Genomic DNA, 24,389 nt, shown 5'->3' with positions numbered 1-24,389 from the left:
TTATTGAATTTTTTCGGTTTTTTCAGGAGGCGCTTCCCATTGCAGGAAATTATGATCGGCTCCCATGAGTTCGACGACGGGGTCCTCTCCGTAAAACTGGATGACGTTGACGGCGGCGTATTCCTGATTGAGCCGGAACATGTTGGCGATGGGAATTCCCAGTAATTGACAGAGGATGGTTCGGTTGACTCCGCCATGCGCGACGATGGCGATCTTTCCTTGCGGATGATTGCGGATGATGTCCATGAAGCGCGGAACCGTTCGCTGTTGCAGTTCATGGAAGGATTCGCCTTCAGGCGGTCGCTCGTTCGCGATGTCCCGGAATAAGGCCATATAACGACCGGGGAACTTTTCTTCGACCTCGTCGATGCTGAGGCCCTCCCATTGCCCAAAGGAAAGCTCTCTGAGTTCGGGGTAGGCGATCGGCGTCAGGCCATGCGGTTTCGCGATGATATCGGCGCTGGTCTGCGTGCGCGACAGGTTACTGCAATAGACCGCTTCCAGGGGAACCTGTTGCATGGCTTCGGAAATCTGAGCGAGTTGTTGTTCGCCTCGCGGCGACAAACGAATATCGTGGTGCCCATTGAAACGCACTTTTCCGGCGTTGGCGGTTTCCCCGTGTCGGATCAGGTAAACGCGGCAGGATGGATTCAGCTTCATAGTTCAGATGGGGAAAGGGATTGAACAAAAAAAAATGACAAGCCCTTGTGGGGCTTGCCATTTTTAAAAATTGCTTCGGAAGGATTAATGTCCGCCGCCTCCGCCTCCACCAGAATTCCAGAGGTAAAAGAAGTCGAGACCTTGTACCTTCATCAACCCGATATCAATAATCAGGTAGTAAAAACCCATTCCAACAGAGGCGATCAAAAACCAAATGATGGATTTAGGGGTGATAAACTTCTTTTCTTCATCTTCTACGATTGGTTGTGACATTTAGTTATCTCCCATGGTCAAAATTGAATCTATACGTCAGGCCGCCCCGAATTAACGCCAAACGGATGCAAACCAATAAAAGAACCACAAAGAAAAAATGATGGTTCCAATGTAAATAAACGGCCCAGCTTTTTCTTTAATTTTTTCGAGATCCATCGAACGCCCCTGTGTGAATTATAATTATTAAGTAAAACTTATAATCGACTTGTTTATTCTTGACGGTTCATTTCGCTGATGGTAATTTCTTCTTTCAGTGAATTTGAATGTCAACCCCCTTGATTTCAGGGAGATTTAAATATGCCAAGCAAAGACGGGAAAATTTTTGATACCATCGTTTACATTGGACTCGGCGTGAATGGACTGACCGCCGTCTACTTACTTCTTATGTATTTCGAAGTAATTTAATTCCGCTGAAAATAGCATAGGTGTTTGGAAAGTGTCAAGCGAAAAGCCCAAAAACACTGGATTAATTAAGGTCTTTCTGCCAGCGGGATGAACCGGTGTTTCCTTCCTATTTACTCCTAACTGTTCGTTTTCAGGACATGCCTGCCGACCCGGACGCTGAGAGGTATTTGAACTACACTTTAGGGTAGATTACGTACAGCATCAGATAAGTCATTGTGCTTGAAATCAGAGTCAGCGCGTAGATGACCATGGCGGCTCGGCCGAGAATCCGATGCCGTCTAGCCCCTTCCGGCCACATTTTTTCGATAAATTTTTCGAGACTGACAACCAGGGCGATGGTGAGAAAGATCAAGGCCCAGGCAATGCTGGACGCCATGGAAATATTGCGGACGGCGCTCTGAAATACCTGATTGACGAGCCAAACTCCCAAAATGGTGAGCATCACCTTTTTGAAGGTCTCCGGTTTCATCTTCTGATCGCCGGATTTGAGACTGAACTCGCCATTGATTTTTTCGCAGGCCCGGGTGCCTTGAACAATCATGTAGGGCGCGATAATCAGTCCCAGCGTGACCAGAATCAGGTGAAAGGTCAGGATGGGTATAAATACGTTGTCGTAGATTTCTTGCGGGCCGCCAAATCCTTCCTTGCCTTCCAGCGACAAGACGCCGAGTTGTCTTGCATAATAATAGGCGCAGAAATAGACAATCATCGAAACCATTGAGATCATCACCAGATTGTGGTGTTTGGTTCCTTCCGATTTCTTGGCGTATCGCCATGCGAACAAAAAAAGCCCCGTAAATACGAGGGCCAGTAAATAGCTGACATCCCCGCCCATGGTTCCGGCGGAAACCAGAAATCCAGGGCTGGCAAGTAGTTCTTTCATTTTAGGATCCGTCCAGAGGTTGGAATTGGCTTGTTGCGATTGGGCGAAAAATTATTTACGTCCTCTTTCAAGCGCCCATGTGCCCAGATAAAACTCGACGCTACCCACGATAGTCCAGACCAGCAGGGGTTCCATACTCATTTGAGTAAAGAAAAGAAATACGACGGTTGTGATGGTGGCCAGCCCCAGCAATTGCAAGGCCCGGCCCATGAAATAACAGAAAGATTGCATAACGATCTAGTTTTTAAGCGCGGCTTTAACCTTGTTGTTGGCGTTGATCAGGGTGTCCATATGTCCCTGCGCGATTTCCTGAATTTTATCGCGGACCATCTTCAAGACGACTTTGCCTTGAGGCGTGAAGGCTCCGTTTATGTTCTTCAAGGAGTCGTTGGATTTCGCGGCTTCGAAATGTTGCGGAACGGCCTGGTTGTCGAACAACTGGTCGAGTTGGTACTGGTAAACGAGCTTGACGTAATCGCGGTTTTTATCAGCGTCCTTTTTGGCGCCCCAGACGATGTTTTCCATCTCAATCAGAATGGGCTTGCTCTTTTCTTTGTTGATCAAGGTTTCGATGTTCTGAAAGTAAGCGTCCATTCCATCGCGATCTTTTAACTCGTCTTGCGGAATCTTGGAGCTGATGGCGAATTCAATCTGGTTGTCTTTCAGCGTGGATCGGCTGATTTCGTAAGTGATGTTATCCAGATTGAACCGGCGCCCTTTTTTGGGCTTGTGTTTTTTTTGCAGGGTTTCAATCAATTCGGACAGGCCTTCATTTGCATATTGACTGAAAAGCATTCCTTTAAGGGTCGACATTTACTGGCTCCATGGTTTGTGCATTGTTCAAACTTATAAAAATAACATCTTGCTTCGTCGATTTATAGCGTTAATTGCGAGCGAAGCGAATCTGTGAATCACGCCTGTATTGCAATCGCTGGAGGGACGGATCAGGACAAGGTTTCTTGGGCCGCCTTAGACGGCGAGGTCTGGGCTGTCTCGGTTTTCAGAAAGCTGTTAGAGCCGTTATCCTGATAGGCGTATTGAATTCTTATGCAACCGGTTTCGTCGTTATCGCAATAGAAGCTGATGAACTGGATTTTGACGAATTTGTTGTCTGCGGTCCGTATGGCGTAAATGTTTTTCTTCGGCGTCAGCTTATGCGTCAGAAAATTGTATTTATACCATTGCATGAGGACGGGATTTTCTGTTTCGGTGCGAGTGGGTATGTCCGTCACATAATCCTCTGTGGGAACTTCTTCCACGCTGTCAAAGTCCACTTCTCCCAGATCGTATAATCCTGCCTTGCCAAACTGATTGGTGGCGCCGCCGTTGGAAATTATTTTACTGCGTCGAAGCGCCAGATCCCACTCGATAGAAGACTTGTCGAAAATATCCACCTGCTTGCCGGTAGAAAAATCAAAGTACACATATTTTTCGTCGTTGGAGGCATTGATGATGGCGTAGCGGGTCGGCAAAAGCCGACTGTCGGCTTTTTCTTCCGGGATTTGCGCGTCCTGGCTGGCGCTTGCGTCGACTTTTTGCGGCAAATTCACGCTGGGCGAATTGAAGAAATTTTCCAATTGGGAAAATTTCTGCGGAAACCAGAAAAGCCCGATAAGGAACAGGGACAATAGAAAATTTGCGGCAAAAAGATTGCGCCAGAATTTTGCCCTGCTACCTTTTGGATCGGCTGATGGCGCGTTGGAATGTTCGTTTACTTCATTGACTGGTTGCATGGAACTCATCGTTAATATAGTTAGTTGCGTTGATATTTACTGTGAACAAAAGTTTTAATAATTTTCTTCATTGCTTGCTGGGAGTGCTCTTCCTTGCTTTGTCCCCCCCCGGTCTGGAACCAGTCGGGAAGGTTCGTGGCTCCCTTACTCAAGTAACGCGCTCCCCAGATAACGTCGCCGGTTTTTGAATTGATCAGATACGCTCCAAATTCCAACACGCTGGTGGCGCTGGTTTCAATGCCGCCGTCTTTATTGATATAGGTGTCGGCGTATTTGGTCACCGCGCCTATCATCACAGCGTCGGTCTTATCGTTGGCATAGGGAAACGCGCCGGGCGTTTCCTGCTTGTCATTCAACTCGGCTTGAGACGACTGGACGGGGGATATGATTTTTAGCTCGATGTCTTCCGGGTCCTCCGTCGGCGGAATGATGGTGTATGCGGTTCCTGATTGCAGGGTGCGCGTCATCATCGTCGCCAAAGCGCTTCCGGCTGAGGCGTCTCGAAAGGGGCGGAGCGTTTTATTCTCGAAATCGCGAATCCATATTTTGCGAATTTTCTTGAACTCAGACTCGTTGAAGATTTTAGCCTGAACGTGATCCTCCGGTTGGGTATTGATGATTTCCTTATAATAAGACGGAAACTTTCCATCGGGACTCATTTTTTCAATATAAGCAGGAATCGGGTGCGGCTCGTTGATCTGATCGCTATATTCAGGCGATGCAAATTTTCCAGAAGGAATTCTCTGGCTGGAGCGGGCCGTGTTAGGGTAGTGGGACGGGTGCGTTTCTTCTCCCTTCGGGTGAAACATCCAGTCGCCGCTCACTTCACCCTGTCCTTTGCTATTGGCGCTGCCCATGGGGATAGCGAGGGCCTGACTTTGCAAAAATAACAAGCTGAAGGTTGCCAGTAAGCAAAACTTCATGTAACGATTTTTAGTGAGCGCGTTCTTGATTTCCACAATTGATTCCTGACTAATGGGAAAAGGGGATTTTTTTTCACAGGTTTCACTTCGTTTTATGATATCACAAGGAAGTTGAAATTCAACATAATCCACTAAAAACAAAGGATTGGCTTTCCTGCATCTCAGGTTGTTTCGGGACTGGTTTTTTCCAGAAAATGGCCTTCCTTTCGATATTTTTGAGACTTTAAATGATTTCATCACTTAATAGAGCGGGGGATTGGGCGTCGGTTGTCGTTCAACCCTGGATTGTACTGGCTCTGATCGTTTTCGCAGGAGGAATTTTTCTGGCGCGTTTGATCCCAAAGGCGAGAACGCTCCTTCTGGCTCGTCCAGTCAGACTTGCAACTCCCTTTGGGCAAAGGCTTTGCCAATTGCTGTTGATGGGGTTGGGACAGAAAAAACTATTCAAGGAGTCTGGCGCGGGCTGGATGCATGCGCTGATTTTTTGGGGTTTCTGGGCCTTACTCTTGCGTGCCACTTATTTTTTCGTTATCGGCTTGTTTCCGGCCTGGGATGTGTCGGGCAGGCTGGAAAAAGGTTTGATAAACGGTCTATTATTGTTCAAGGATGGGGCGACCTTGCTGGTCATGTCGGCGGCGCTGTTCGCTCTGTATCGTCGGCTGGTTTTGAAACCCTATCGCCTGACTTTGTCCAGCGAAGGCAACTTGATCCTGTTTTTGATTCTGGCCATCATGGCAAGCGATATCTTGTTCGATGCGGGCTGGTTTGCGCGCATGCCGGAGGAAGCGACGGCCTGGTCTCCGCTGGCTTTCATGCTGAGTCCTTTATTGGGAACAACTTGGGCGCCTGCTCTTGCGCATAATCTGGGTTACTGGGTGCATATTTGCAGTATTTTGTATTTTTTGACCTTATTGCCTCAAAGCAAACATTTCCATATCATCACTTCCTTGCCCAACCTGTTTTTATCGGATCTCCCTTCTGGAGTTAACCGGATTCACCGAATCGATTTTGAGGACGAAACGAAAGAGTCCTTCGGCGTATCAAGTCTTTCGGATTTCACCTGGAAATCCATGCTGGATTTTTACTCCTGCACCGAGTGCGGGCGATGCGACCGGGTCTGTCCCGCACTGGCGGCGGATAAACCGCTTTCGCCGAAACAGTTGACGGTGGATTTGCGGGATTTCCTGAATCAGGAATCGCCTTATCTGCTCAAGCCGGAAGGCGGCGAGGGAAGAGTCGCGAAGGCCCTGCTGGGGCAGGTGATTGATGATGAAACCTTGTGGTCCTGCACCACCTGCGGCGCCTGTGAGGAGGAATGTCCGGTTGCTATTGAATACATTCCCAAGATCATCGAGATGCGGCAGGGGCTGGTGTTGAACGAAGACCGTTACCCGGCGGAACTGACGCAGGCGTTCAAATCGCTGGAGACCAACAGCAATCCCTGGGGCCTGGGTCGCGATTCGCGCGGCGATTGGGCGAAGGGCCTGGATGTGAAGCTGTGGGATAAAGAGAATCCGACTGAATACTTATACTTTGTCGGTTGCAACGGTTCCTTCGATCAGCGCGGACAAAAGATCGCGCGGTCCATCGCTTCATTATTAAATGAAGCGGGCGTCGATTATTCCATTCTGGGCAAGGACGAAGGTTGCACCGGCGATCCGGCGCGACGAGCGGGCAACGAATATTTATTCGATATGCTGGCCTCGCAAAATGCGGAGACTTTTCAACAGCTCGCGGTGCGAAAAGTTATCACGCATTGTCCGCATTGTTTCAATTCTCTCAAGAACGAGTACCCGGAATTTGGCGCGCATCTGGAGGTCGTCCATCATTCCGAATTGCTGAACGATTTGATCCGCGACGGCTTGATCGAGCGCAGTCCCGACACAGCGGGTGAACCGTCGAAAACGGTCTATCATGACTCCTGTTATCTCGGACGTCATAACGACGATTATGAATCTTCGCGTTCGACGCTCAAGGCGACGGGAAATAATTTTTCAGAAGCGGAAAACAATCGAGAACGCGGGGCCTGTTGCGGCGCGGGCGGCGCCCGATTTTTGCTGGAGGACAAGGTCGGAAAGTCGATGAGCCACAACCGCCTCGATGAATTGATGAAAAACGATCCGCAAACGATTGCGGTTTCCTGTCCTTTTTGCGTGTTGATGCTGGAGGACGCGGTGAAGTCGAAAGGCTTGTCTGAGAAAGTCCGGGTCGCGGACATCTCTGAACTGGCGCGGGAGCGGATGGGTTTAAAGAACCCGGCGCAAGAGCAGAGATGAGCGATTTCAGGGGATGAGTTTGAGAGCCGCCTGAAGGCGTTCGAGCGTTCGTTCTTTTCCGAGGAGCAGGATCACATCGTAAATTCCCGGGCTGGCGGTTTGACCGGTCAAGGCAACGCGCACCGGCTGGGCCAGCTTTCCGAGTTTCAATCCGGCTTGCTCGACGATGGATTTGAGGCTTGTCTCCAGAGTCGCTTCCTCCAGGGTTTCCATCGCGCTGATGTTCTGGATCAATTGTTCGAGCAGAGGTTTTGCTTCCGCCGTCAGTAATTTTGCGACGGCTTTTTCATCATAGACCAAAGCGTCCCGATAGAAAAATTCCCCTTTGTTCGCCATTTCCACCAGTGTTTGCGAACGCTCCTTGAGCAGGTGCAGGGGAGCGGCGATTTCTTCATGGCTCTTGCCGTGACCTTCCTGCAGGATATTTTCCCGAATCAAAATCGGCTCCAGCAAAGCGGCCAGTTCCAATGGCGTTTTGGTTTGAATGTATTGATGGTTCAGCCAGAGTAATTTTTCCGGGTTGAAGACGGCGGCGGAGACGCTGACCGAATCGAAGCTGAACCATTGAACCATTTCTTCGCGCGTGAAAATCTCCTGATCTCCATGCGACCAGCCGAGGCGAGCAAGGTAATTGATGAGGGCGTCGGGAAGATAACCCATGTCCCGGTAGGCCAGGGCGGACGTGGCGCCGTGGCGTTTGCTGAGCCGCGTTTTGTCCGGGCCAAGAATCATCGAAATATGCGCGAAGATCGGGCGCGGTATGTTCAAAGCGTCGTAGAGTAGAACTTGTCGGGGCGTGTTGGATAAATGGTCGTCGCCGCGAATGACGTGGGTGATTCCCATGTCGCCATCGTCGACCACGACGACAAAATTATAGGTCGGCGTGCCGTCGCTTCGTTGCAGAATGACATCGTCCAATTCCTCGTTGTCGAAAGTCACGGTTCCGCGCAACAGATCCTTGACGAAAACGTCGCCTTGTTCAGGCGCTTTAAAGCGGACGACAAAGGGAGCTTGCTCGGGCGCATCGCTGCGGTTGCGACAGGTTCCGTCGTATTTGGGTTTCAATTTTTTAGCCATCGCTTCCTTGCGCTTGGCGTCGAGTTCTTCCGGCGGGCAATAGCAACGGTAGGCTTTGCCTTCGTCAATCAATTGCGTGATTTTCTGATCGTAGATTTCGCGCCGTTCCATCTGCCGAAACGGGCCTTCGTCCCAGTCGAGTCCGAGCCATTGCATGGACTCGATGATCTCCTGAATGGATTCTTCAGTGGAGCGGGAGACGTCGGTGTCCTCGATTCTCAGAATAAACTTTCCTTTACTATTACGCGCATACAGCCAGTTAAACAGCGCGGTGCGTACGCCGCCGATATGCAAATAACCGGTGGGGCTGGGGGCAAAACGGACTCGGACCGAAGTATTCATGAATTGGGTTTTCTTTGGCAGATTTTGAAAAAGGACTTAGCTTAGCAAAAACTCTGGGTTTGTTTAAGAATTTTTATAAGGAACTGGATTTTCTTTAGGAAATTTGAAAAGAGCTAGCTTAGCAAAAACTCTGGATTTGTTTAAGAATTTTTAATCGACGGTGGAAGATTATTTATTTCTGGTTGGGTGTTCCGAGTCTAACCCCCGCTCAGCGCCTGTATGATCTGGATTTTATATTCTGGAAGCACCGGTCGATTCAAATCAAAGACCTGCTCGTCGTTCACGAAGAAGCGCATGTGGGGACGAATTTTATTTTGCTCGTCGATGATGCGAAATTTCAGGCCGGGGTATTGTCGATCCAGATCGTCGACCAGACTGGCGAGCGTTGAACCGACAGCTTCGACCTCGCGTTTCTGCGTGTAGGAATATAAGGGGCTGGGGATGATGATTTTCATGGCGCAGGAGCTTCTTTGGTTTTCGCGGGAACCCTCAGCGAATTTCCGCAACTTCCACGGCGTAGATTTCCGGAAGATGGCGGGCGATGCAAGTCCATTTTTCGCCTTCGTTTCGACTCATCCACAATTCCCCACTGGTGGTTCCAAAATACAGACCGACCGGATTCTGCGCGTCCGCCGTCATCGCCTGCCGTTTGACCGTCCACCAGGCTTGTTCCGCTGGCATGCCGTTATCGAGTCGGCGCCAGCGTTTGCCTCCATCGTTTGTCGCGTAAACGCAGGGTTTTCCATGCGGGCTGGTGCGCGGCCACACCGTGCCGCCGTCCATCGGAAACACCCATGCCGTATCTGCATCGCGAGGATGCACGACCATGGGGAAGCCAATGTCCCCGATGCGTTTTGGCATGTTCTTGCCAATGCGCACCCATGTTGAAGAGGGGCGGTCGAGTCGGTAAATGCCGCAGTGATTTTGTTGATACAAGCGATCCGGATTGCTCGGGCAGAGCCGCACGCAATGCGGATCATGGAAGGCTGTGTTGGATGCGTCAAAATCTTCGACGACTTCCATCCCCTTGATAAGAGGCGTCCAGTTTTTTCCTTTATCAATGGATTCATGAACGCCGCCGCCGGACATCGAAAAATACATATGAGACGGGTCGCGCGGGTCGATCAGGATCGAATGCATTTTGGGGCCGTCCGGCGTGCCGTCTTGCTCGCTCCCCATCCAATTGCGATAGGTCGAGTTTTCGTTTGGATGCGGCAGGGATTCCCAGGTGTCCCCGCCATCCTCTGTGCGAAACAGTCCTTGCGGCGAAGTCCCTGCGTACCAGACGCCGGGTTCGCTGACATGGCCGGGAGTGAGCCAGAATGTATGTTTGACGGTGCGACCTTCCAGACCGCGTTTGGCTTTGGGAAATGCGGGCGGTTTGGAGGCTTCTTTCCAGGTTTTGCCGTGATTGCGGGATCGGAATAGGGTTGGACCAAGATGTCCGGTTGAGGCGGCGACCAACAAGGTCTTGCCGTCGCGCGGATCGAGCGCCATGTGGTTGATGATGTGACCGAGAAAATGTGGGCCGTCAACACTCCATGTTTTCCGTTGCGCGTCGCCACGATACAGCCAGGCGCCTTTGCGAGTCGAGACCATGACGAGCGTTTGGCTTGAGCGGGAAGGCTTTGTCGCTTTTGCGACGCTCTTTTTTTTGCGAGTTGATTTTGAGGATTTCGGACTCATCAGTCAGCGCTCCTGTTCAATAATGTATTCGAACAATTAGTGAAGCATTCATTTGGAACGTTCCGATTGACCTGAGCCTTTTTAAAACGCTCAACGCTTCATTAATATATAAACGAATAAGATTATATTAATTCTCAGAGTTGAAATAAATGAAATTGCGGATGTGAAAACGTTGTTTGATGGAATGTGTTACAGAAACAAGATTGAGGAGGGATGCGGACAAAAAAAAACAGCCGACCTGTTTCAGGTCGGCTGTCTTGTAAAACTTTAAAACAAACTTACATGCATTTAATGGATACAGAGTTGGTGCCGGTGTTGGTGATTTTAACGGTGCCGCTAATATCGCCAATGGAATCACCGCGGCTGAAAGCCGGCTGATGCTGAAGAACAACTTTGTTGCGGCCATTTTCGCCACGAACGCCAATGCCGGTGAGACCTTTGTCGGTGGTTACGAGGGTATGGTTGCTGTCGTTCGGTCCGAGCGTGATCGGCACAGACGTGAAATTGCTGGATTTCCAAACTACCAGGCTCGCGGTGCCGCGATCATTGTCGGTGTAGCCGAATTTATCGCTGGATGCATTTGCAATGGTTTCTACAGAAATCTCGATCGATTGAGCGTCAACACAAGTTGCCGTTTGACCGTTGTTGATTTGATCCGCAGAAGCGGTTGCCGCAAGACCGAAAATCAAACCTGCAGTAAGAATAAATGCTTTTTTCATCGTATTCCTCCTTAAGGGATTTAAAGTTGAATTCATCTAAAAGATGAACTCATAAGTGACATCTGAAACAATTGAACAACATGTACTAGGCTTCGTTGATGCTAGACTTCACTGGCTTCTAACAAATTCAACAGCACACAGGACTTGGAATCTGAAGCCGTACCTGTGCCGGAGAGGTAGCAAATTCGATATAATCCGGATTTGCTGAAAGATAAATTGATGCTTTGACCGGGTTGCATGCTTGCGATCTCAAGAATCTTGCCCGCTGAGTTTCCTTTGGAAATGCGAATGTTGCGGAGAGAAGATTCGTGATCGTTGCGAAGAGTCAGGGATGAATTCGGGTAGAGCTGAAGAACTTGAGTTGTCTGCGTTCCCTGAATCAACGATACGGTCTGAGGGCCAACGACCGCGTAGGCGGTAGCCGGTGCGACCAGTAGCATGAATGCGATTACAAACTTTGCGGCTCGTTTGAGCGGGGCCTGTGCGTATGTGGTTTGCAATGGAACCTCGTTAGTTAAGATGAGCTTCGCAGTTGAGCGTTTGATCGTTTCAATCAAAATTCAATGCGAAAAGATTTCTCGATTAACTTTGCAAAGTTTAAATTGCGAACCGTTAATTTGGTATCGGCGGGTAGCTTTATTTTTTGTAGGGTAGGCGCTTATCTTTTGTAGGAATAATCCTATTTTTATACGGGCTTTAGCCCGATAAAAATGAGGGGCGGCTTAGAGGAGCTTGTTTTGTATAGCGTAATGTATGAGTTCAGCGTTTCTGGTGAGTCCCATTTTTTCTAAAATCCGGGATCGGTGGGTGCTGATAGTTTTTACGCTTAGAGAGAGCTCTTTTCCTATTTCGGTGAGGGATTTTCCTTGTGCAATCATGCAAAAAACCTGATATTCGCGATCAGATAAAGTTTCGTGAGGCGTATTGCTGGGCGAGAAAAAGCCAAAGGCGAGCTTCTCAGTGATCTCCGGGCTGGCGTATTTGCCGCCTCTTGCGACCTTGCGAACCGCTTCTATCAGAATATCCACGTTGCTTTCTTTCGTGATGTATCCCGAAGCTCCTGCTTTTATCACGCGAACGGCGTATTGATCTTCCGGGTGCATGCTGACGACGAGAACGGGAAGATTGGGACGTTCCGCTTTCAACTGCTTCAGGACTTCGAGTCCGCTTTTTCCTGGCATGGACAAGTCGAGAAGGATGAGGTCGAAGTCGGTTTTGTCGATGGTCTCCATCAACTCATAACCATTCCGGGCTTCTCCTGTCACCAGAATATCGGAGCTTTCCGAAAGAGCGTGTTTCAGCCCTTGTCTGAAGAGAGGGTGGTCGTCGGCGATGAGAACTTTTATTTGTTCTTGTTTCATATCTGTCGTCGTCATGCGAGTGTTCTGGCTCCTATTGTAATACGCGCCTACTAAACTTTCGTCGAAGAACGCTTTGATCTGCAATTCAGGTAGTCTGGAGACATGTGCGTCTCTTTAATACTATACCCAAATAAAAAGGAAGGTTGCCAATCTATTTTTAAAAATCCCCAAGGTTTCGCGTAATAACATCGCTGGAGCGAAGCGTATGAGAACTGGCAGTATTGAGGCGGTCGCTGGATTATTGCAGAAAACCAGCTTTCTATGACCTGAACTAAACATAACATTATTTGATCTTGTTCAACAGGGAAATCTATTTCCCGGAGCGCTAAAAGCCAGCGCAGATCATTCAGAATGGAACGATAGCGCTTTTCCAATCATCTCAAACAGGAGCGCCGACGCTACAGGCGTTACAATGTTAAGAAATTTTTTGTCTATGAATATTTTCACCCATGAGTGAAGCGCATGATTGTCAACGAACTTACAGTCCGGTCGGTTCTCACAAGAGCGAAGGGATATCTGGAGGATGTGGTTTCGCATTCGCTCAATCCTTATGTGGGTTGCGGCTTTGGCAACTCTTCCTGCGGCGAGGCCTGTTATGTGCAGTTCAACCCCTGGTTGATGCGCGGCAGGAAGTGGGGAGAGTTTGTTGACGTGAAGGCAAACGCCGTGGAGATTTATTTGAAAACGGCGCCTGGAGAACGGGACTGGGGACGAAAGCATCGCGGCGCCTTTTCCATCTTTTTTTCCAGCTCGACCGATCCCTGGCAACCGCAGGAAAAAAAGAGCCGGGTGACGCGCCGCTTGTTGGCGGCGATGCAGGAGCTTCCTCCAGATCGTTTGATCTTGCAAACGCACTCGGCGGCGATACTGGATGATGAGGAAAGTATCTGCGAGCTATCGCGCTGTTGCGAGTTGCGGGTTCACATCTCTATAGAGGGAGACCGTGAACGTTTACCGGGAATGCCGCCGCCGCCCAGTTCCATAGAAGATCGCATTCTGGCTTTGCAGGGCTTTGCGAATCGCGGTCTCACTTCTGTAGCTTGTCTGTCGCCCTTGTATCCGCTGGAAAATCCAGACGGATTTTTTCGTCGGCTGGCGGAGGCCGGGGTTCGCGGCGTGATCCTGGATCATTTCATTCAAGGCGACGGCACTCCCGACGGAACGCGTACCTTGAAGACCTCTCTGCCTGAGGCGATGCGTAAGGTCAATCCTGCGGCCTTGCAATTGTCCTATCGCGATTCGATGGCGGAGATTGCAAAAAAATATCTGCCGGTCGGTTTGTCTTCTGATGGTTTTGCTGGACGTTGGCAGGAAGGGAGAGATGTATGAGTTTGCTTGTTCCTGAATCCTTGAAAGCGGTTTTTCGTCAGGTAGAAGGCAAGGGCTATAAAGAATATAAAGTCCTGCAGGGAAAAACTTTTCCGTTCGGTCGGTTTGAATTGTGTTTCGAGCATGTTCAGGGCGATCCCTTTGCGCAACCGTCGCGGCTGGGCGTTACGGTCGATCTTTCAGCGCTTGGGTTTGATGCGGCGTTTTACGACACCCCCACGCGGCGACTGGCGATGGAAGATTATCTTCTGCGCCGAATGCACGAGAACATCGCGCTGAACCGGATCTCGACAGCGGGGTCTGGCAAGAGCGGGGTGATTGAAGCGCAGGAGGCGAGCCAGGCGGTGATCCTGAGAAGCGGCATCAGCATTCGACAGGGAATATTGAACGCAAAACTGTTTGTCGGTCTGCCCGGTTCCGGCCGCTCCATCCTGGGGCTGGAGTGTTTGCGTCTGTTTGAAAAAGCCGTTCCTCCAATTCTCGAAAATTCCCTGATGGCCTCGCCCTCTCATACGCAAGGAATTTCCACCGCCATCGCGGTTCTTGAAGATTATGAATTTTTGCGGGAAGAGTTGACCCGGCGCGGCTGGTCGGCGTTTGTCGCCGATGGGTCGTCGTTGCCGCGAATTTCGGGCGACAGTGATTTGCCTCTGCCGGATGCGGTTTTGTTTGAGGCGCCAGCGCAGTTGGAAGCTCGCGTGCAATTGCCTCATGCCGGAAGCGTGCGCGGCATGCCGTTTCCGAACGGCGTCAACCTGGTGGTTGGCGGCGGTTTTCATGGCAAGAGCGTTTTGCTCAACGCTCTGCAGTTTGCGGTTTACCCTCATGCGCCTGGGGATGGCAGGGAACGGGTTGCGACGATTGCAAACGCGGTCAAGATTCGCGCTGAAGACGGTCGGGCGGTTGACGAGATCGACCTGTCCGGTTTCATGGGAACCCTGCCGTCTGTTCAGGACACGCGACGCTTTTCATCACGATCTGCGAGCGGTTCGACTTCTCAGGCGGTCAATATCCTGGAGGCTTTGGAAGCGGGAACGCAGTTGCTGTTGATGGATGAAGACACCTGCGCCACAAATTTCATGATCCGCGACGAGCGGATGCAGGCCCTGATTCGAACTGAGAATGAGCCAATCACGCCATTTCTGGATCGGGCTTTGGAAATTTATGAAACGCTGGGCGTCAGTTGCATTCTGGTGATGGGCGGGAGCGGCGATTATTTTGAGCCGGCGCAGGAGGTGATCGCCATGCAGGAGTATCGCCCCCAAGTCGTGACGTCGGAAGCGAAGCGAATTGTTCGGGAGAATCCGGGAAAGCGGCGTCGTGAAGTCGCCTTTGCTTTTCCTGCCGTGCAGAAACGAACGCGGTTACTGGGGGGGCTGGATTTTTCACGCGGGAAAAAAGACGCGGTGGTGCAGGCGCGCAGGATGGATTCTCTGGTGATGGGAAGCGTTGAGGTGAACGCGCGTTATGTCGAACAATGGGTCGAGCCGGGACAATTGGAAACCTGCGGCTGGATATTGAAGCGTCTCAAGGCGCTTCAGCTGACGTCCGCCTCGTCCAATGTCGACGGCGTGTCAGAGATACTCAGGGACATCGGCGAACAGGGGCTGGAGTCTCTCATACCTTACAACAGCGGGGCCTTGTCGCTACCGCGCTTGCATGAAGTGTTGGCGGTGTTGAACCGATTGCGCTGATTCGATTTCAGGGCTGATCGGAGGGCAGGGTGAATAAAGGCGCGGGCGCAGGGGGTGCATAGGTCCCCGCTACAAATTGTTTTTCCAAGGTTTCTGTATTTCGCGGCCAGACGATTTTCAGTCGGTTTTTTGAAGCCGGGCCTTCAAACGCCAGAAAGCCGTATTTCCCGTAATGCGGTAATTTTCGAGCCAGCAGGTTTTCTGAATTTTCCGTAACAACCCAGGTCATGGAGCCGGGGAGTCCATCGTGGCGATTGAGGGTGAACACAAAACTGTGGTCGGCCCAGTTGTAGGTCTTTCCTTCATAATCGATTCCCTCTGCATTGAATTGGACGCCATAACGTTGTAAGGCGGAAGTGAATTCTTTGGCGAGCCGGTTCTTCCTTCCGAAAACCCAAAGGCTTCCCGGTTCAAGCGCGTCTCCATCGGCTGTTTCCTGAATTGAATGAGTGAAACGTTTCGCCAGGGCACGATAGCTTTCCTGAGATTCACCGTCTGCGAGATCGGATGCAAGCAGGGCGGTTTGATGTTCTGCGCCCAGGCTTTGGCTGAGGCTGGCGGGAATTTCGCTGGCCTGCAGTCTTCTGAAAATATCAGTGTATGGGTCGACCCAGACATTATCCGGGGGTGAGTCGAGCCGAATCGAATAGCTTTGCCTCTCTTGATTCAAATGCAATAATCTGATTTCCGGTTCTTTTCTGGAGCGCGTCCAAATGGCGACGGGAATTTCGAGGTCGTAAAGCGATTGCCCGGATTGCTCAAGCGTCAGTTTGAGGATTTTGTCGGAGGCGCGGTATTCGGCGGATTGCAGCGTGAATGTTGGCGCTCCCGTTTGCAGGGTCCATTGCTTGAAGAAACTCGAATAATCTTTGCGAGCGACAGATTCAAATGCAGATTGAAGGTCCTCCAGTCGCGCAAATTTGAATTGATAGGATTTGTAAAAAGATCGCAAGGCCAGCAGAAATTTATCGTCGCCCATCTTGTTGCGGAGCATGTGAAACATCATGAGCATTTTGCCGTAGCCGATGGCTTGCGATTCCGGGGCGCCGCCAAATTGAAACTCGCTCAAAGGAAATTCGTTGTCGTCGTTGACGTAGCTGTCGTATTTCATCAATTCCTGAAAACGGTATTCCTGGGCCAGACCCTCCGGTTCTTTCAATAAATGATCGGCGAGGTAAGTGGTCAGGCCTTCCGACCAGTTGGCGCTGTTGGGATGGGGGAAGACGCCGTTGCCCCACCAGTTGTGCAAGATTTCGTGTGGGTACGAGCTTTTCAGAATGAAGGGCAGACGGAGTATGTTCGATCCGATCAATGTGAAAGAGGGCATGCCGTAGCCTGCTGGATTGTCGGATTCGATCAATGCAAATTTTTGATAGGGATAGTCGCCGAGCATGGCGCTGAAAAGTTTCAGGTAATTTTTGGTCGCGTCCAAATACTTCTTTGCGAGCGCGGCGTCGTCTTCTAGAAGAAAAGCATATAGCTCGACCTCATTCCAGCGATCATTAAATTGCTTGAACTGGTTGGCGATCAGAAAAATTTCCTCTGCGGGGCGCGTGCTGTTCCAGACCACCCTGCGCTGGTTTTCGGACAATTCGTTGACGTTCAAACGGCCCTGACTGACAGCCATCCAGTTTTCTGGCAGGAAGGTCTCCAACGTGTAGATGATCCGGTCGGGTTCTCCATTTAGAGTATCCAGGTGCGGGTAAAACAGACTGGCTCCTGACAGGAAAATTTCATTTTTAGAGGCGACTTCATCAGGCGTTCGCGAAGGTTCCTGCTGAGTTTTCAGGGGATCGTGAAAGGGGCCTGAATACTTCAAATGGATTTCTAGGGGGTTCGGCCAGTTGGCTTCGCCTGCCTTGTCGATTTGCAGGATTGTTTTTTCTTCGCTGGCGCTGGAATGAAAATCAATCTTGGGAGGGATGACTTTCGATTCCAGTCCGTTGGGCAGGTCAATCGTTTCGATATCATAATGCCCGTGCAAGGTCAGAGTCAGTCGAGACCGTCCCGCATCCGGTTCGGGAATGAGCATGCGGTCGCTGATCGCGGCGGATGCGTTTGCCGGATCCAGCGTGACGACGAGATGATGTTGCAGAGGCGCTTTCGTTGCGGCTTCCGCTGTGAACGAGAGAGCGATCAGCAATGAGAGCGCCATGCAGAACAGGCGCGGCGTTTTTGCGATTGAATTTTTCAGAGCGCTCGATGCGCGTTTAATGAACATTGTTTATCCCAGAATGCTGTCGACGTCGTTACGCGCCGGACCGGCGATGCGAACGACGACGCGGTTGGGTATGCAAGCGACAATGCGGTCGGCATACCGGATAGAGCCGGATTTAATGCAGACTTTATTGGCGCAGGGCGAACGCAGAATGCGCGCGCGTCCGTCGCGGATTTCCACTTCCGTATCTCCCAAAGGCCCCGGCACGTGTACGACGGTTTCATCATAGAGCGAGACTCGCGCGTACTCCTGCTGGTCGAGGTCGATGATTGCCACGCTACCGGCGCGCGTTACGGTTCCCTGCAACAGCAGAAACCCATTGAGCAGGAGCAGTCCTCCGATCAGTCCCATGTCGGCAATTGTGAGACGGAATTTTTTGCCATGCGGTTTTGTCTTCATATAATCGCCATCAAGTCCAGCTTGTCGCCCATCGTGTTTTGTAACGCTTGTTTGAGTTTGATGTGTTTGCTTTCCTGCAATTGCGGGTCTGCTTCGATCAGGCGCGTCGCTTCTTCACGCGCCAGCGTCAGCCATTTGAAATCCCTCAAGAGGTTGGCGACTCGCAAGAGAGGAATGCCCGACTGGCGCGTGCCCATGAAATCCCCAGGCCCTCTTATTTTAAGATCTTCTTCCGCAATCGCAAAGCCGTCTGTAAAATTTTTCATCGCCTCCAGTCTCAGCTTGCCTTCTTCTGAAAGGGGGAAGTAGGCGATCAGCATGCAGTGAGAAAGGTGGCGTCCGCGCCCGACCCGGCCTCTGAGTTGATGCAGTTGCGACAAGCCAAAACGTTCCGCATGCTCGACGATCATGAGCGATGCGTTGGGCACGTCGATGCCGACTTCGATGACGGTGGTGGCGACGAGTATCTGGATGGAGCCTTCGAGGAAGCGCGCCATGACATCCTGGCGTTCTTCGCGCTTCATGCGACCGTGAATCAGTTCCGCCTTCAAGTCAGGGAAGGTGGTTTTGATGAATTCCAATGTTTCGGTCGCGGCTTTCAATTCCATTTTCTCAGATTCTTCTATCAGCGGGCAAACGATGTAGGCCTGGCGTCCCTTGGCAATTTCCTTGCTCAGAAGTTCATAGGCCTGCATGCGTTTCTTATCGTAAAAAATCCGGGTTTGTATGGGCTGTCTTCCCGGCGGCGACTCGTCGAGATAGGAAACGCTCAAGTCTCCGTAGAGCGTCAAGGACAGCGAGCGCGGAATGGGCGTCGCCGTCATGATGAGGGCGTGCGGAGCTTTGCCTTTTTTTCCGATCGCTTCGCGTTGCAGGACGCCGAAGCGGTGTTGCTCGTCGACGACGATCAGGCCGAGGTTGTTGAAGTCGACGCCTTTCTGTATCAGCGCGTGCGTGCCGACGATGAGCTGGGTATTGCCCTGACTGATATTCTCCTGTATCCGCGCTCGGTCTTTCGCTTTGCCCGCTCCGGTGAGCAGAGCGATAGAGATGCCGAGGCGTTCGCAATAAGGCGACAGGCTGGCGTAATGCTGTTCGCATAATAATTCCGTGGGCGCCATCAGCGCGGCCTGCATGCCGTTGTCCACCGCCGTCAATAAAGAAGTCAAGGCGACGACGGTTTTGCCGCTTCCAACATCTCCCTGCAACAGGCGGTTCATCGGGTGCGGCTGTTCGAGGTCTTCCATGATTTCCTTGAGAACCCGTTTCTGCGCATTGGTCAATTCAAACGGAAGTTGTTTAACGAGGTCTTTCACCAACTCTCCGCGTGTCTTTAATGGGTTTCCGGTCTGGCGAAAGGAACGCAGTTTTTTTCTGGAAGCGAGTCCGAGTTGAATGAGGAACAGCTCTTCATAAATCAGTCGCGCCTGCGCTGGCGATTGAAACGATTCGAGCGCTTTGATGTCCGATCCTTTCGGCGGCAGGTGCGCGTCGCGAAAGGCTTGCGATCGTTTGGGAAAATGATTCGCCTGTAGAATGTGGGCGGGAAGAAATTCTTCAACGCGATCCGCGTAATGCTCGACGACCTGGCGCATGATCGCGCGCATGGATTTTACCGGCAATCCTTCCGTCGTGCGGTAAACGGGGAGGATTTGCCCCATTTCCAGCGCGTCCTTGTCGGAGGAGGATGTTTCGACGTCGGGGTGAACAAACTCGATACCGGAACCTGAATAGCGGCTGTTGACCGGGGTTCCCGAAAGCACGATGGCGTTGCCAACCTCAAACTTTCCGGTCATGTATTTTTCGTTGAACTGAAACCATTTGGCGCTGACGAAGCCGGTTTCGTCCTGGACGATGACCTCAAAGATTTTCTTGCGATGACCCGCGCGCATGCTTCCCGCGCTGGTGATCGACCCAGCCAGGGTAACGGCTTCCCCTACATTCAACTGGGAAATGGTTTTCACCTGGCTCCGGTCTTCGTAGCGAAACGGAAGAAAATGCAGGGCGTCGTCAATCGTTTCCAGACCCAGTTTTTTGAGTAATAGAACTCGTTTTGGGCCGACGCCTTTGACGAATTGCAGGCTGTCTTCGAGAGATGGAGTTTTGTTTTCTTTTGGCATAGGGCTTCGGTTCACGATCGGCATTGTACCCGTAAAATCACGCAAGTTCTATCGTCTCAGAATCATCGTTCAATAAAGATTATTTGACTTAAATTTTCCACATTAGTATCCTTGATTAGACGTAAAGCAAGTAAAAACAAAACCTAGCGACCGATTTTTTTTGTTTCCCAAAGAATTTTCGGAATCATTCTCATGCGTAAATTAAGCGACATTACAGATTCTGTCATGGAGTATCACCCGCTTGCGGATCTAGATGTGATATTCGACGCTTATGTTTATTCCGCCAAGGCGCATCGGAATCAGAGTCGCAAGTCGGGCGAGGCTTATTTTTCGCACCCCGTCGAGGTGGCGTGGAATCTGACGCGTTTGAAGATGGATGAAAAGTCAGTCGCCGCAGGACTCCTGCACGATACCATCGAAGACACCCTCGCCACGCCTGAAGAAATCACCATGCAGTTCGGCGAAGAAGTGTACCAACTCGTCGACGGCGTCACAAAAATCAGTCAAATCGAATTCGCCAGCAAGGAAGAGAGCCAGGCGGAGAACTATCGAAAGATGATTCTCGCCATGTCCAAGGACATTCGCGTGGTGCTCATCAAACTTGCCGACCGCGCGCACAATATCAAGACCCTGCAATCCTTGTCCGAGGAGAGGCGTCGTCGGATCGCGATGGAAACCCTGGATATTTACGCGCCCATCGCCAATCGATTGGGCATCGCCTGGTTGAAAGCGGAGCTGGAAGACGGCTCCATGAAGCATATCGCCCCGGAAGAGTATAAGAAAATCTCCAAGCTCATGAAGGGCATGCGCCAACGCCGAACGAATTATATGGAGAAGGTTTGCGACCTGATTCGCAAGGAATTAAAGGATGCGGGAATAGAGGGCGAGTTGCAGGGCCGCACCAAGCACACCTATAGCGTTTATAAAAAGATGATCGAACAGAACATCTCGTTTGACGAGGTGTACGACTTGATTGGCATTCGCGTTCTGACCACCAGCCTGAAGGATTGTTATGCGGTGTTGGGATTGATCCATTCTTTGTGGAAACCGATTCCGGGTCGGTTCAAGGATTATATTGCGATGCCCAAACCAAACCAGTACAAATCCTTGCACACGACGGTGATCGGCCCCGAAGGGGAGCGCGTCGAAATCCAGATTCGCACTGGAGAGATGCATCAAATCTGCGAGGAAGGCATTGCCGCTCACTGGCAATACAAGGATGTCGAGAAAAACAAGAACGCTAAAAACGTCCCCGACCCCGGTTTGAACTGGGTGCGCCATCTGATAGAAAATCAAAAGGATTTCAAGAATCCCAAAGAGTTCCTGAACGCCTTCAAAATCGATCTGTTCTCCAACGAGGTTTATGTGTTCACCCCGGCGGGCGAAGTGGTCGCTTTGCCGCGCGGCTCGACTCCGGTGGATTATGCTTTCGCCGTTCACACCGATATTGGAAAGCATTGCACCGAAGCGCGAGTCAACGGCAAATCAGTGAGCCTGCGCTACAAATTGCGTAATGGCGATCAGGTTGAAATTGATACCTCTGAAGACGCCAGCCCGAGCCGCGAATGGCTGTCTTTTGTTAAGACCAGCAAGGCCCGGGGAAGAATTTCGAATTTTATCAATGCGATGGAAAAGGAAAAAAGCCTGATTTTTGGCAAGGAGATTCTGGAGAAAGAAATCCAGGAGTACGGTCTCGACCCGGATACTTTATTGCAGGGTGAAAAATTGAACGAGGCGATCCAGTCTTCGGGCTTTGTCAGTTTCGAGGGTTTGTTACGCGGCGTCGGTTTGGGCAAAGTATCCGCGCATCAGGTGATCCTGAAGGTGGCTCCGAAAGAGTCGATTGAAAAACTCAAGCGCGTTGAACCGAATCAGGTCAAATTGAAAGAAATCGCTCCCAAGAGGGTGGGAGACAGTCCGGTTCGCGTTGAATGTTTCAACAATAATATTTTACTGCGTTTGGGGAAATGTTGTAACCCGGTTCCGGGAGAGCCTATCACTGGTTATATCACGCGCGGTCGCGGCGTCACCGTGCACCATGTTGATTGTCCTGGCGTGAATAATTTGAGCGCGGAATCGGAGCGTCTGATTTCGGTGGAATGGGAGCAGGGTGGTCAAACCAGTTTTGAAGTTCGCGTGACCATTGTTGCGGAGGACAAACCGGGGCAATTGGCTGAGATCACTCAGGCCATCGCCGGTTGCAATATCAATATCACCCGCGCAAACATCAAACAAGGCGCCAACAAGCGGGCCTATTTCGATTTCTTAATGGAAGTCTCGGACTTGCAGGATCTCAACACAACCCTGGCCGCGATCCGCGAAGTGAATGGCGTGATTCATTTAGAGCGAGTCAAGGAATACAATAAGAAAACGGATGGTGGGCGGCTTTTGGCTGGGCAGGAATAAAACCGCCGAAGGTGAGCGCGCCGGTGGTTGCCGGCGCTCTTCAGATAACTTTGGTGATCTTGCCTTTTTTCAAGCAACGCGTACAAACTTTCATGGTTTTTACAACGCCTTTGTAGATGCCATGAATCTTGCGCAGATTGGGGTTCCATCGTCGACGCGTTTTGTTATTTGCGTGACTCACATTGTTCCCGAACATCGGGCCTTTATCGCAGATTTCGCACTTTTTGGACATTCAACTGCTCCCGTAAAAAAACATTGTTTAAAGAAGGTGATAATGCTAGCATAAGCTTAAACCATGGGCAAGTGATTTTAAGGGGCCTATATGCTTGTCATCAATAAAAATACGACGATTAACGAGATTATCAGCGCTCATCCCGAAACCATTCGTTTTTTTAACGAATTGAAGATGAGTTGCGGAGAGTGTTTCGCCGTTAAATTCGATACTTTGGAGAACGGCGCCCTCATGCATGGCATGGAGGTTAACCAATTGATCGAAAAGTTAAACCGTTTCATCCACACCCTGCCTTCCTCCACAGCGCATAGTAATTAGTTCTTTATCCTCGCTGACTGTAGAAATTACAAAGAACCTTCCGGCCAGTCCAAGAACCGACCCGTTTCTGTTCAAATGAACGCTCTCGCGCGTAAACGGGATGGAAGCGTATTCAAATGTCGAATATTGAATTTATTGTGTGATTCAGTCGCTTCGGTGGGATCGAAGGCTCGTATTGAATATTCCGACTTCCGTCGGATTTCGAGGGAGGCCGACGGGCTGGGTCAGGGCGCTATGAAATAGCGCCGCGATCAGCTTAAAAAGTCGGATTCGGTGATGATGTCTTTCAGAATTTTTTCCGCAAGATCATTGCTGTCAACGTGAAAACGACCTTCTGCAATTTCCTTTTTGATGCGCTCGACCTTTTCGGTCCTTATGTCTGGAGCCGCACCCAAGGCCTCATGCGCTTTTTGCACATCTTTGGCAAAGGAAGAAACTTGCACATTGACTGTGTTGGAAACAGAGGATGAGCCGGAAGCCGCATCCGCTTTTTTCGAGGCCGCCTTGCCATCAACCTTCATGCGGTCCTGAATGGTCTTGTTTTTAACTCTGAATTCGTTTCCTGGGATTTCCATAACGCTACCTGCTAAGCCTGCAATGGGTTAATCATTCTTTCTCGGCTGGGAGTCGGGGTAAATCCTCCAATTCAACTCCCGAGTTACCCTTCCTATCGGAAGGATAGATGGAAACTTTAGGGGCAAAAACGACCTAATGTAAATTTAATACTACTTTTAAAATACCCCCAAATTTACAGAGTGTCAAGAAAACAGAGACTTTGGGGGGACCCTTGCAGAAGTGGGGATTGATTTTAAAAAAAAATTGAATATCATACATGTATCTATTGCCAGACAGAGACACGATTGGAGAAAATTTTTTATGCCATACAAGAATCCTATTCCCACAGTTGATATCATTATTGAGTTGGAGGACAGAGGTATCGTCTTGATCCAGAGGTTCAACGAACCGCATGGCTGGGCGATTCCGGGTGGGTATGTGGATTATGGAGAATCCCTGGAAACGGCTGCCATACGCGAGGCCAAAGAAGAGACGGCTCTGGACGTTGAACTGGTTCGACAGTTGCGCACCTACTCCGATCCGAATCGGGATTATCGACAACACAATATCTCTACGGTCTTTGTTGCAAGGGCCTCTGGCCAACCACAACCGGGAACCGATTCTCGTGAAATCGGTGTTTTTACAAGGGAAAACCTGCCCGACCCCTTGGTATTCGACCACGCTAAAATCCTTCAGGATTATTTTGATTCCGTGCAAGCGCTCAGGTGAAGCTTTTGCTTGAGTCGAAAAAGCTTTGAAAAAACGTATTTTAATTCTTTG

The 24,389-nt window shown here is 50.4% G+C and carries 24 protein-coding genes; 6 read left to right on the top strand and 18 right to left on the bottom strand.

Going from position 1 to position 24,389, the window contains the following annotated elements; genetic code table 11:
• From cobC to G3M78_14015, 7 genes are all read right to left on the bottom strand, one after another.
• A complete protein-coding gene (gene cobC / locus G3M78_14045; GenBank protein QPJ66457.1) occupies positions 1-660 on the bottom strand; it encodes an alpha-ribazole phosphatase in 660 nt (219 codons plus the stop codon).
• Positions 661-744: 84 nt separating this feature from the next.
• A complete protein-coding gene (locus G3M78_14040) occupies positions 745-933 on the bottom strand; it encodes a hypothetical protein (protein QPJ66456.1) in 189 nt (62 codons plus the stop codon).
• Positions 934-1,510: 577 nt separating this feature from the next.
• Positions 1,511-2,221, bottom strand: coding sequence for a DUF420 domain-containing protein (locus G3M78_14035; GenBank protein QPJ66455.1), 711 nt, complete (start codon positions 2,219-2,221; stop codon positions 1,511-1,513).
• Positions 2,222-2,272: 51 nt separating this feature from the next.
• Positions 2,273-2,452, bottom strand: a complete 180-nt coding sequence (locus tag G3M78_14030; protein QPJ66454.1) for a hypothetical protein — start codon at positions 2,450-2,452, stop codon at positions 2,273-2,275.
• Between the two features lie 6 nt (positions 2,453-2,458).
• Positions 2,459-3,034: a hypothetical protein gene (locus G3M78_14025; GenBank protein ID QPJ66453.1), complete on the bottom strand. Its 576-nt coding sequence runs from the start codon at positions 3,032-3,034 to the stop codon at positions 2,459-2,461.
• A gap of 131 nt (positions 3,035-3,165) precedes the next feature.
• Positions 3,166-3,954, bottom strand: a complete 789-nt coding sequence (locus G3M78_14020; GenBank protein ID QPJ66452.1) for a hypothetical protein — start codon at positions 3,952-3,954, stop codon at positions 3,166-3,168.
• Between the two features lie 20 nt (positions 3,955-3,974).
• Positions 3,975-4,913: a hypothetical protein gene (locus tag G3M78_14015; GenBank protein QPJ66451.1), complete on the bottom strand. Its 939-nt coding sequence runs from the start codon at positions 4,911-4,913 to the stop codon at positions 3,975-3,977.
• Between the two features lie 191 nt (positions 4,914-5,104).
• Between G3M78_14015 and G3M78_14010 the strand changes: the two genes are divergently transcribed.
• The gene (locus G3M78_14010) at positions 5,105-7,153 is read left to right on the top strand and encodes a 4Fe-4S dicluster domain-containing protein (protein QPJ66450.1); all 2,049 of its coding nucleotides are present in this window, start codon (positions 5,105-5,107) and stop codon (positions 7,151-7,153) included.
• A gap of 6 nt (positions 7,154-7,159) precedes the next feature.
• On the opposite strand, the gene gltX is transcribed toward G3M78_14010, so the two are convergent.
• The 6 genes from gltX to G3M78_13980 all read right to left on the bottom strand — a co-directional run bounded on the left by gltX (position 7,160) and on the right by G3M78_13980 (position 12,353).
• Positions 7,160-8,572 carry a glutamate--tRNA ligase gene (gene gltX / locus G3M78_14005; protein ID QPJ66449.1) on the bottom strand — a complete coding sequence of 471 codons (1,413 nt, stop codon included), beginning with the start codon at positions 8,570-8,572 and terminating at the stop codon, positions 7,160-7,162.
• 197 nt (positions 8,573-8,769) lie between these two features.
• A complete protein-coding gene (locus G3M78_14000; protein ID QPJ66448.1) occupies positions 8,770-9,027 on the bottom strand; it encodes a MoaD/ThiS family protein in 258 nt (85 codons plus the stop codon).
• A 34-nt stretch (positions 9,028-9,061) separates the two neighbouring features.
• Positions 9,062-10,171, bottom strand: coding sequence for a glycosyl hydrolase (locus tag G3M78_13995; GenBank protein ID QPJ66447.1), 1,110 nt, complete (start codon positions 10,169-10,171; stop codon positions 9,062-9,064).
• Between the two features lie 365 nt (positions 10,172-10,536).
• Positions 10,537-10,977 carry a hypothetical protein gene (locus tag G3M78_13990; protein QPJ66446.1) on the bottom strand — a complete coding sequence of 147 codons (441 nt, stop codon included), beginning with the start codon at positions 10,975-10,977 and terminating at the stop codon, positions 10,537-10,539.
• A gap of 101 nt (positions 10,978-11,078) precedes the next feature.
• Positions 11,079-11,477: a hypothetical protein gene (locus G3M78_13985; protein ID QPJ66445.1), complete on the bottom strand. Its 399-nt coding sequence runs from the start codon at positions 11,475-11,477 to the stop codon at positions 11,079-11,081.
• Positions 11,478-11,699: 222 nt separating this feature from the next.
• Complete coding sequence (locus G3M78_13980) at positions 11,700-12,353, bottom strand: response regulator transcription factor (GenBank protein ID QPJ66444.1); 654 nt, start codon at positions 12,351-12,353, stop codon at positions 11,700-11,702.
• Between the two features lie 636 nt (positions 12,354-12,989).
• Between G3M78_13980 and G3M78_13975 the strand changes: the two genes are divergently transcribed.
• Both G3M78_13975 and G3M78_13970 read left to right on the top strand, forming a co-directional pair.
• Positions 12,990-13,667, top strand: a complete 678-nt coding sequence (locus G3M78_13975) for a hypothetical protein (GenBank protein QPJ66868.1) — start codon at positions 12,990-12,992, stop codon at positions 13,665-13,667.
• Positions 13,664-15,361 (top strand): ABC-ATPase domain-containing protein, encoded by a 1,698-nt coding sequence (locus G3M78_13970; GenBank protein QPJ66443.1) that lies wholly within the window; start codon positions 13,664-13,666, stop codon positions 15,359-15,361. Before G3M78_13975 ends, G3M78_13970 begins: the two co-directional genes overlap by 4 nt.
• Positions 15,362-15,368: 7 nt before the next feature.
• On the opposite strand, the gene G3M78_13965 is transcribed toward G3M78_13970, so the two are convergent.
• From G3M78_13965 to recG, 3 genes are read right to left on the bottom strand one after another with little or no spacing between them, the layout of a single operon-like run.
• Positions 15,369-17,582, bottom strand: coding sequence for a hypothetical protein (locus tag G3M78_13965; GenBank protein QPJ66442.1), 2,214 nt, complete (start codon positions 17,580-17,582; stop codon positions 15,369-15,371).
• Between the two features lie 3 nt (positions 17,583-17,585).
• Entirely contained in the window at positions 17,586-17,978 is a 393-nt protein-coding gene (locus G3M78_13960; protein ID QPJ66441.1) for a hypothetical protein, read from the bottom strand.
• Positions 17,975-20,098: an ATP-dependent DNA helicase RecG gene (gene recG, locus G3M78_13955; GenBank protein ID QPJ66440.1), complete on the bottom strand. Its 2,124-nt coding sequence runs from the start codon at positions 20,096-20,098 to the stop codon at positions 17,975-17,977. The genes G3M78_13960 and recG overlap by 4 nt, the downstream gene beginning before the upstream one ends.
• 192 nt (positions 20,099-20,290) lie before the next feature.
• Between recG and G3M78_13950 the strand changes: the two genes are divergently transcribed.
• The gene (locus tag G3M78_13950; GenBank protein QPJ66439.1) at positions 20,291-22,504 is read left to right on the top strand and encodes a bifunctional (p)ppGpp synthetase/guanosine-3',5'-bis(diphosphate) 3'-pyrophosphohydrolase; all 2,214 of its coding nucleotides are present in this window, start codon (positions 20,291-20,293) and stop codon (positions 22,502-22,504) included.
• A gap of 40 nt (positions 22,505-22,544) precedes the next feature.
• Here G3M78_13950 and rpmB read toward each other — a convergent pair whose 3' ends face one another.
• Positions 22,545-22,736, bottom strand: coding sequence for a 50S ribosomal protein L28 (rpmB, locus tag G3M78_13945; GenBank protein QPJ66438.1), 192 nt, complete (start codon positions 22,734-22,736; stop codon positions 22,545-22,547).
• A 90-nt stretch (positions 22,737-22,826) separates the two neighbouring features.
• Between rpmB and G3M78_13940 the strand changes: the two genes are divergently transcribed.
• Positions 22,827-23,054 carry a DUF1858 domain-containing protein gene (locus tag G3M78_13940; GenBank protein ID QPJ66437.1) on the top strand — a complete coding sequence of 76 codons (228 nt, stop codon included), beginning with the start codon at positions 22,827-22,829 and terminating at the stop codon, positions 23,052-23,054.
• A gap of 251 nt (positions 23,055-23,305) precedes the next feature.
• Here G3M78_13940 and flgM read toward each other — a convergent pair whose 3' ends face one another.
• Positions 23,306-23,629: a flagellar biosynthesis anti-sigma factor FlgM gene (gene flgM / locus G3M78_13935; protein QPJ66436.1), complete on the bottom strand. Its 324-nt coding sequence runs from the start codon at positions 23,627-23,629 to the stop codon at positions 23,306-23,308.
• 301 nt (positions 23,630-23,930) lie between these two features.
• On the opposite strand from flgM, the gene G3M78_13930 reads away from it, so the two are divergent.
• Positions 23,931-24,338, top strand: a complete 408-nt coding sequence (locus G3M78_13930) for an NUDIX hydrolase (protein ID QPJ66435.1) — start codon at positions 23,931-23,933, stop codon at positions 24,336-24,338.
• Positions 24,339-24,389: the final 51 nt, after the last annotated feature.

Origin of the sequence: Candidatus Nitrohelix vancouverensis, assembly GCA_015698305.1 — a bacterium.
In the GTDB taxonomy this organism is placed as follows: domain Bacteria; phylum Nitrospinota; class Nitrospinia; order Nitrospinales; family VA-1; genus Nitrohelix; species Nitrohelix vancouverensis.
This window is presented reverse-complemented; position numbering and strand designations above follow the sequence as displayed.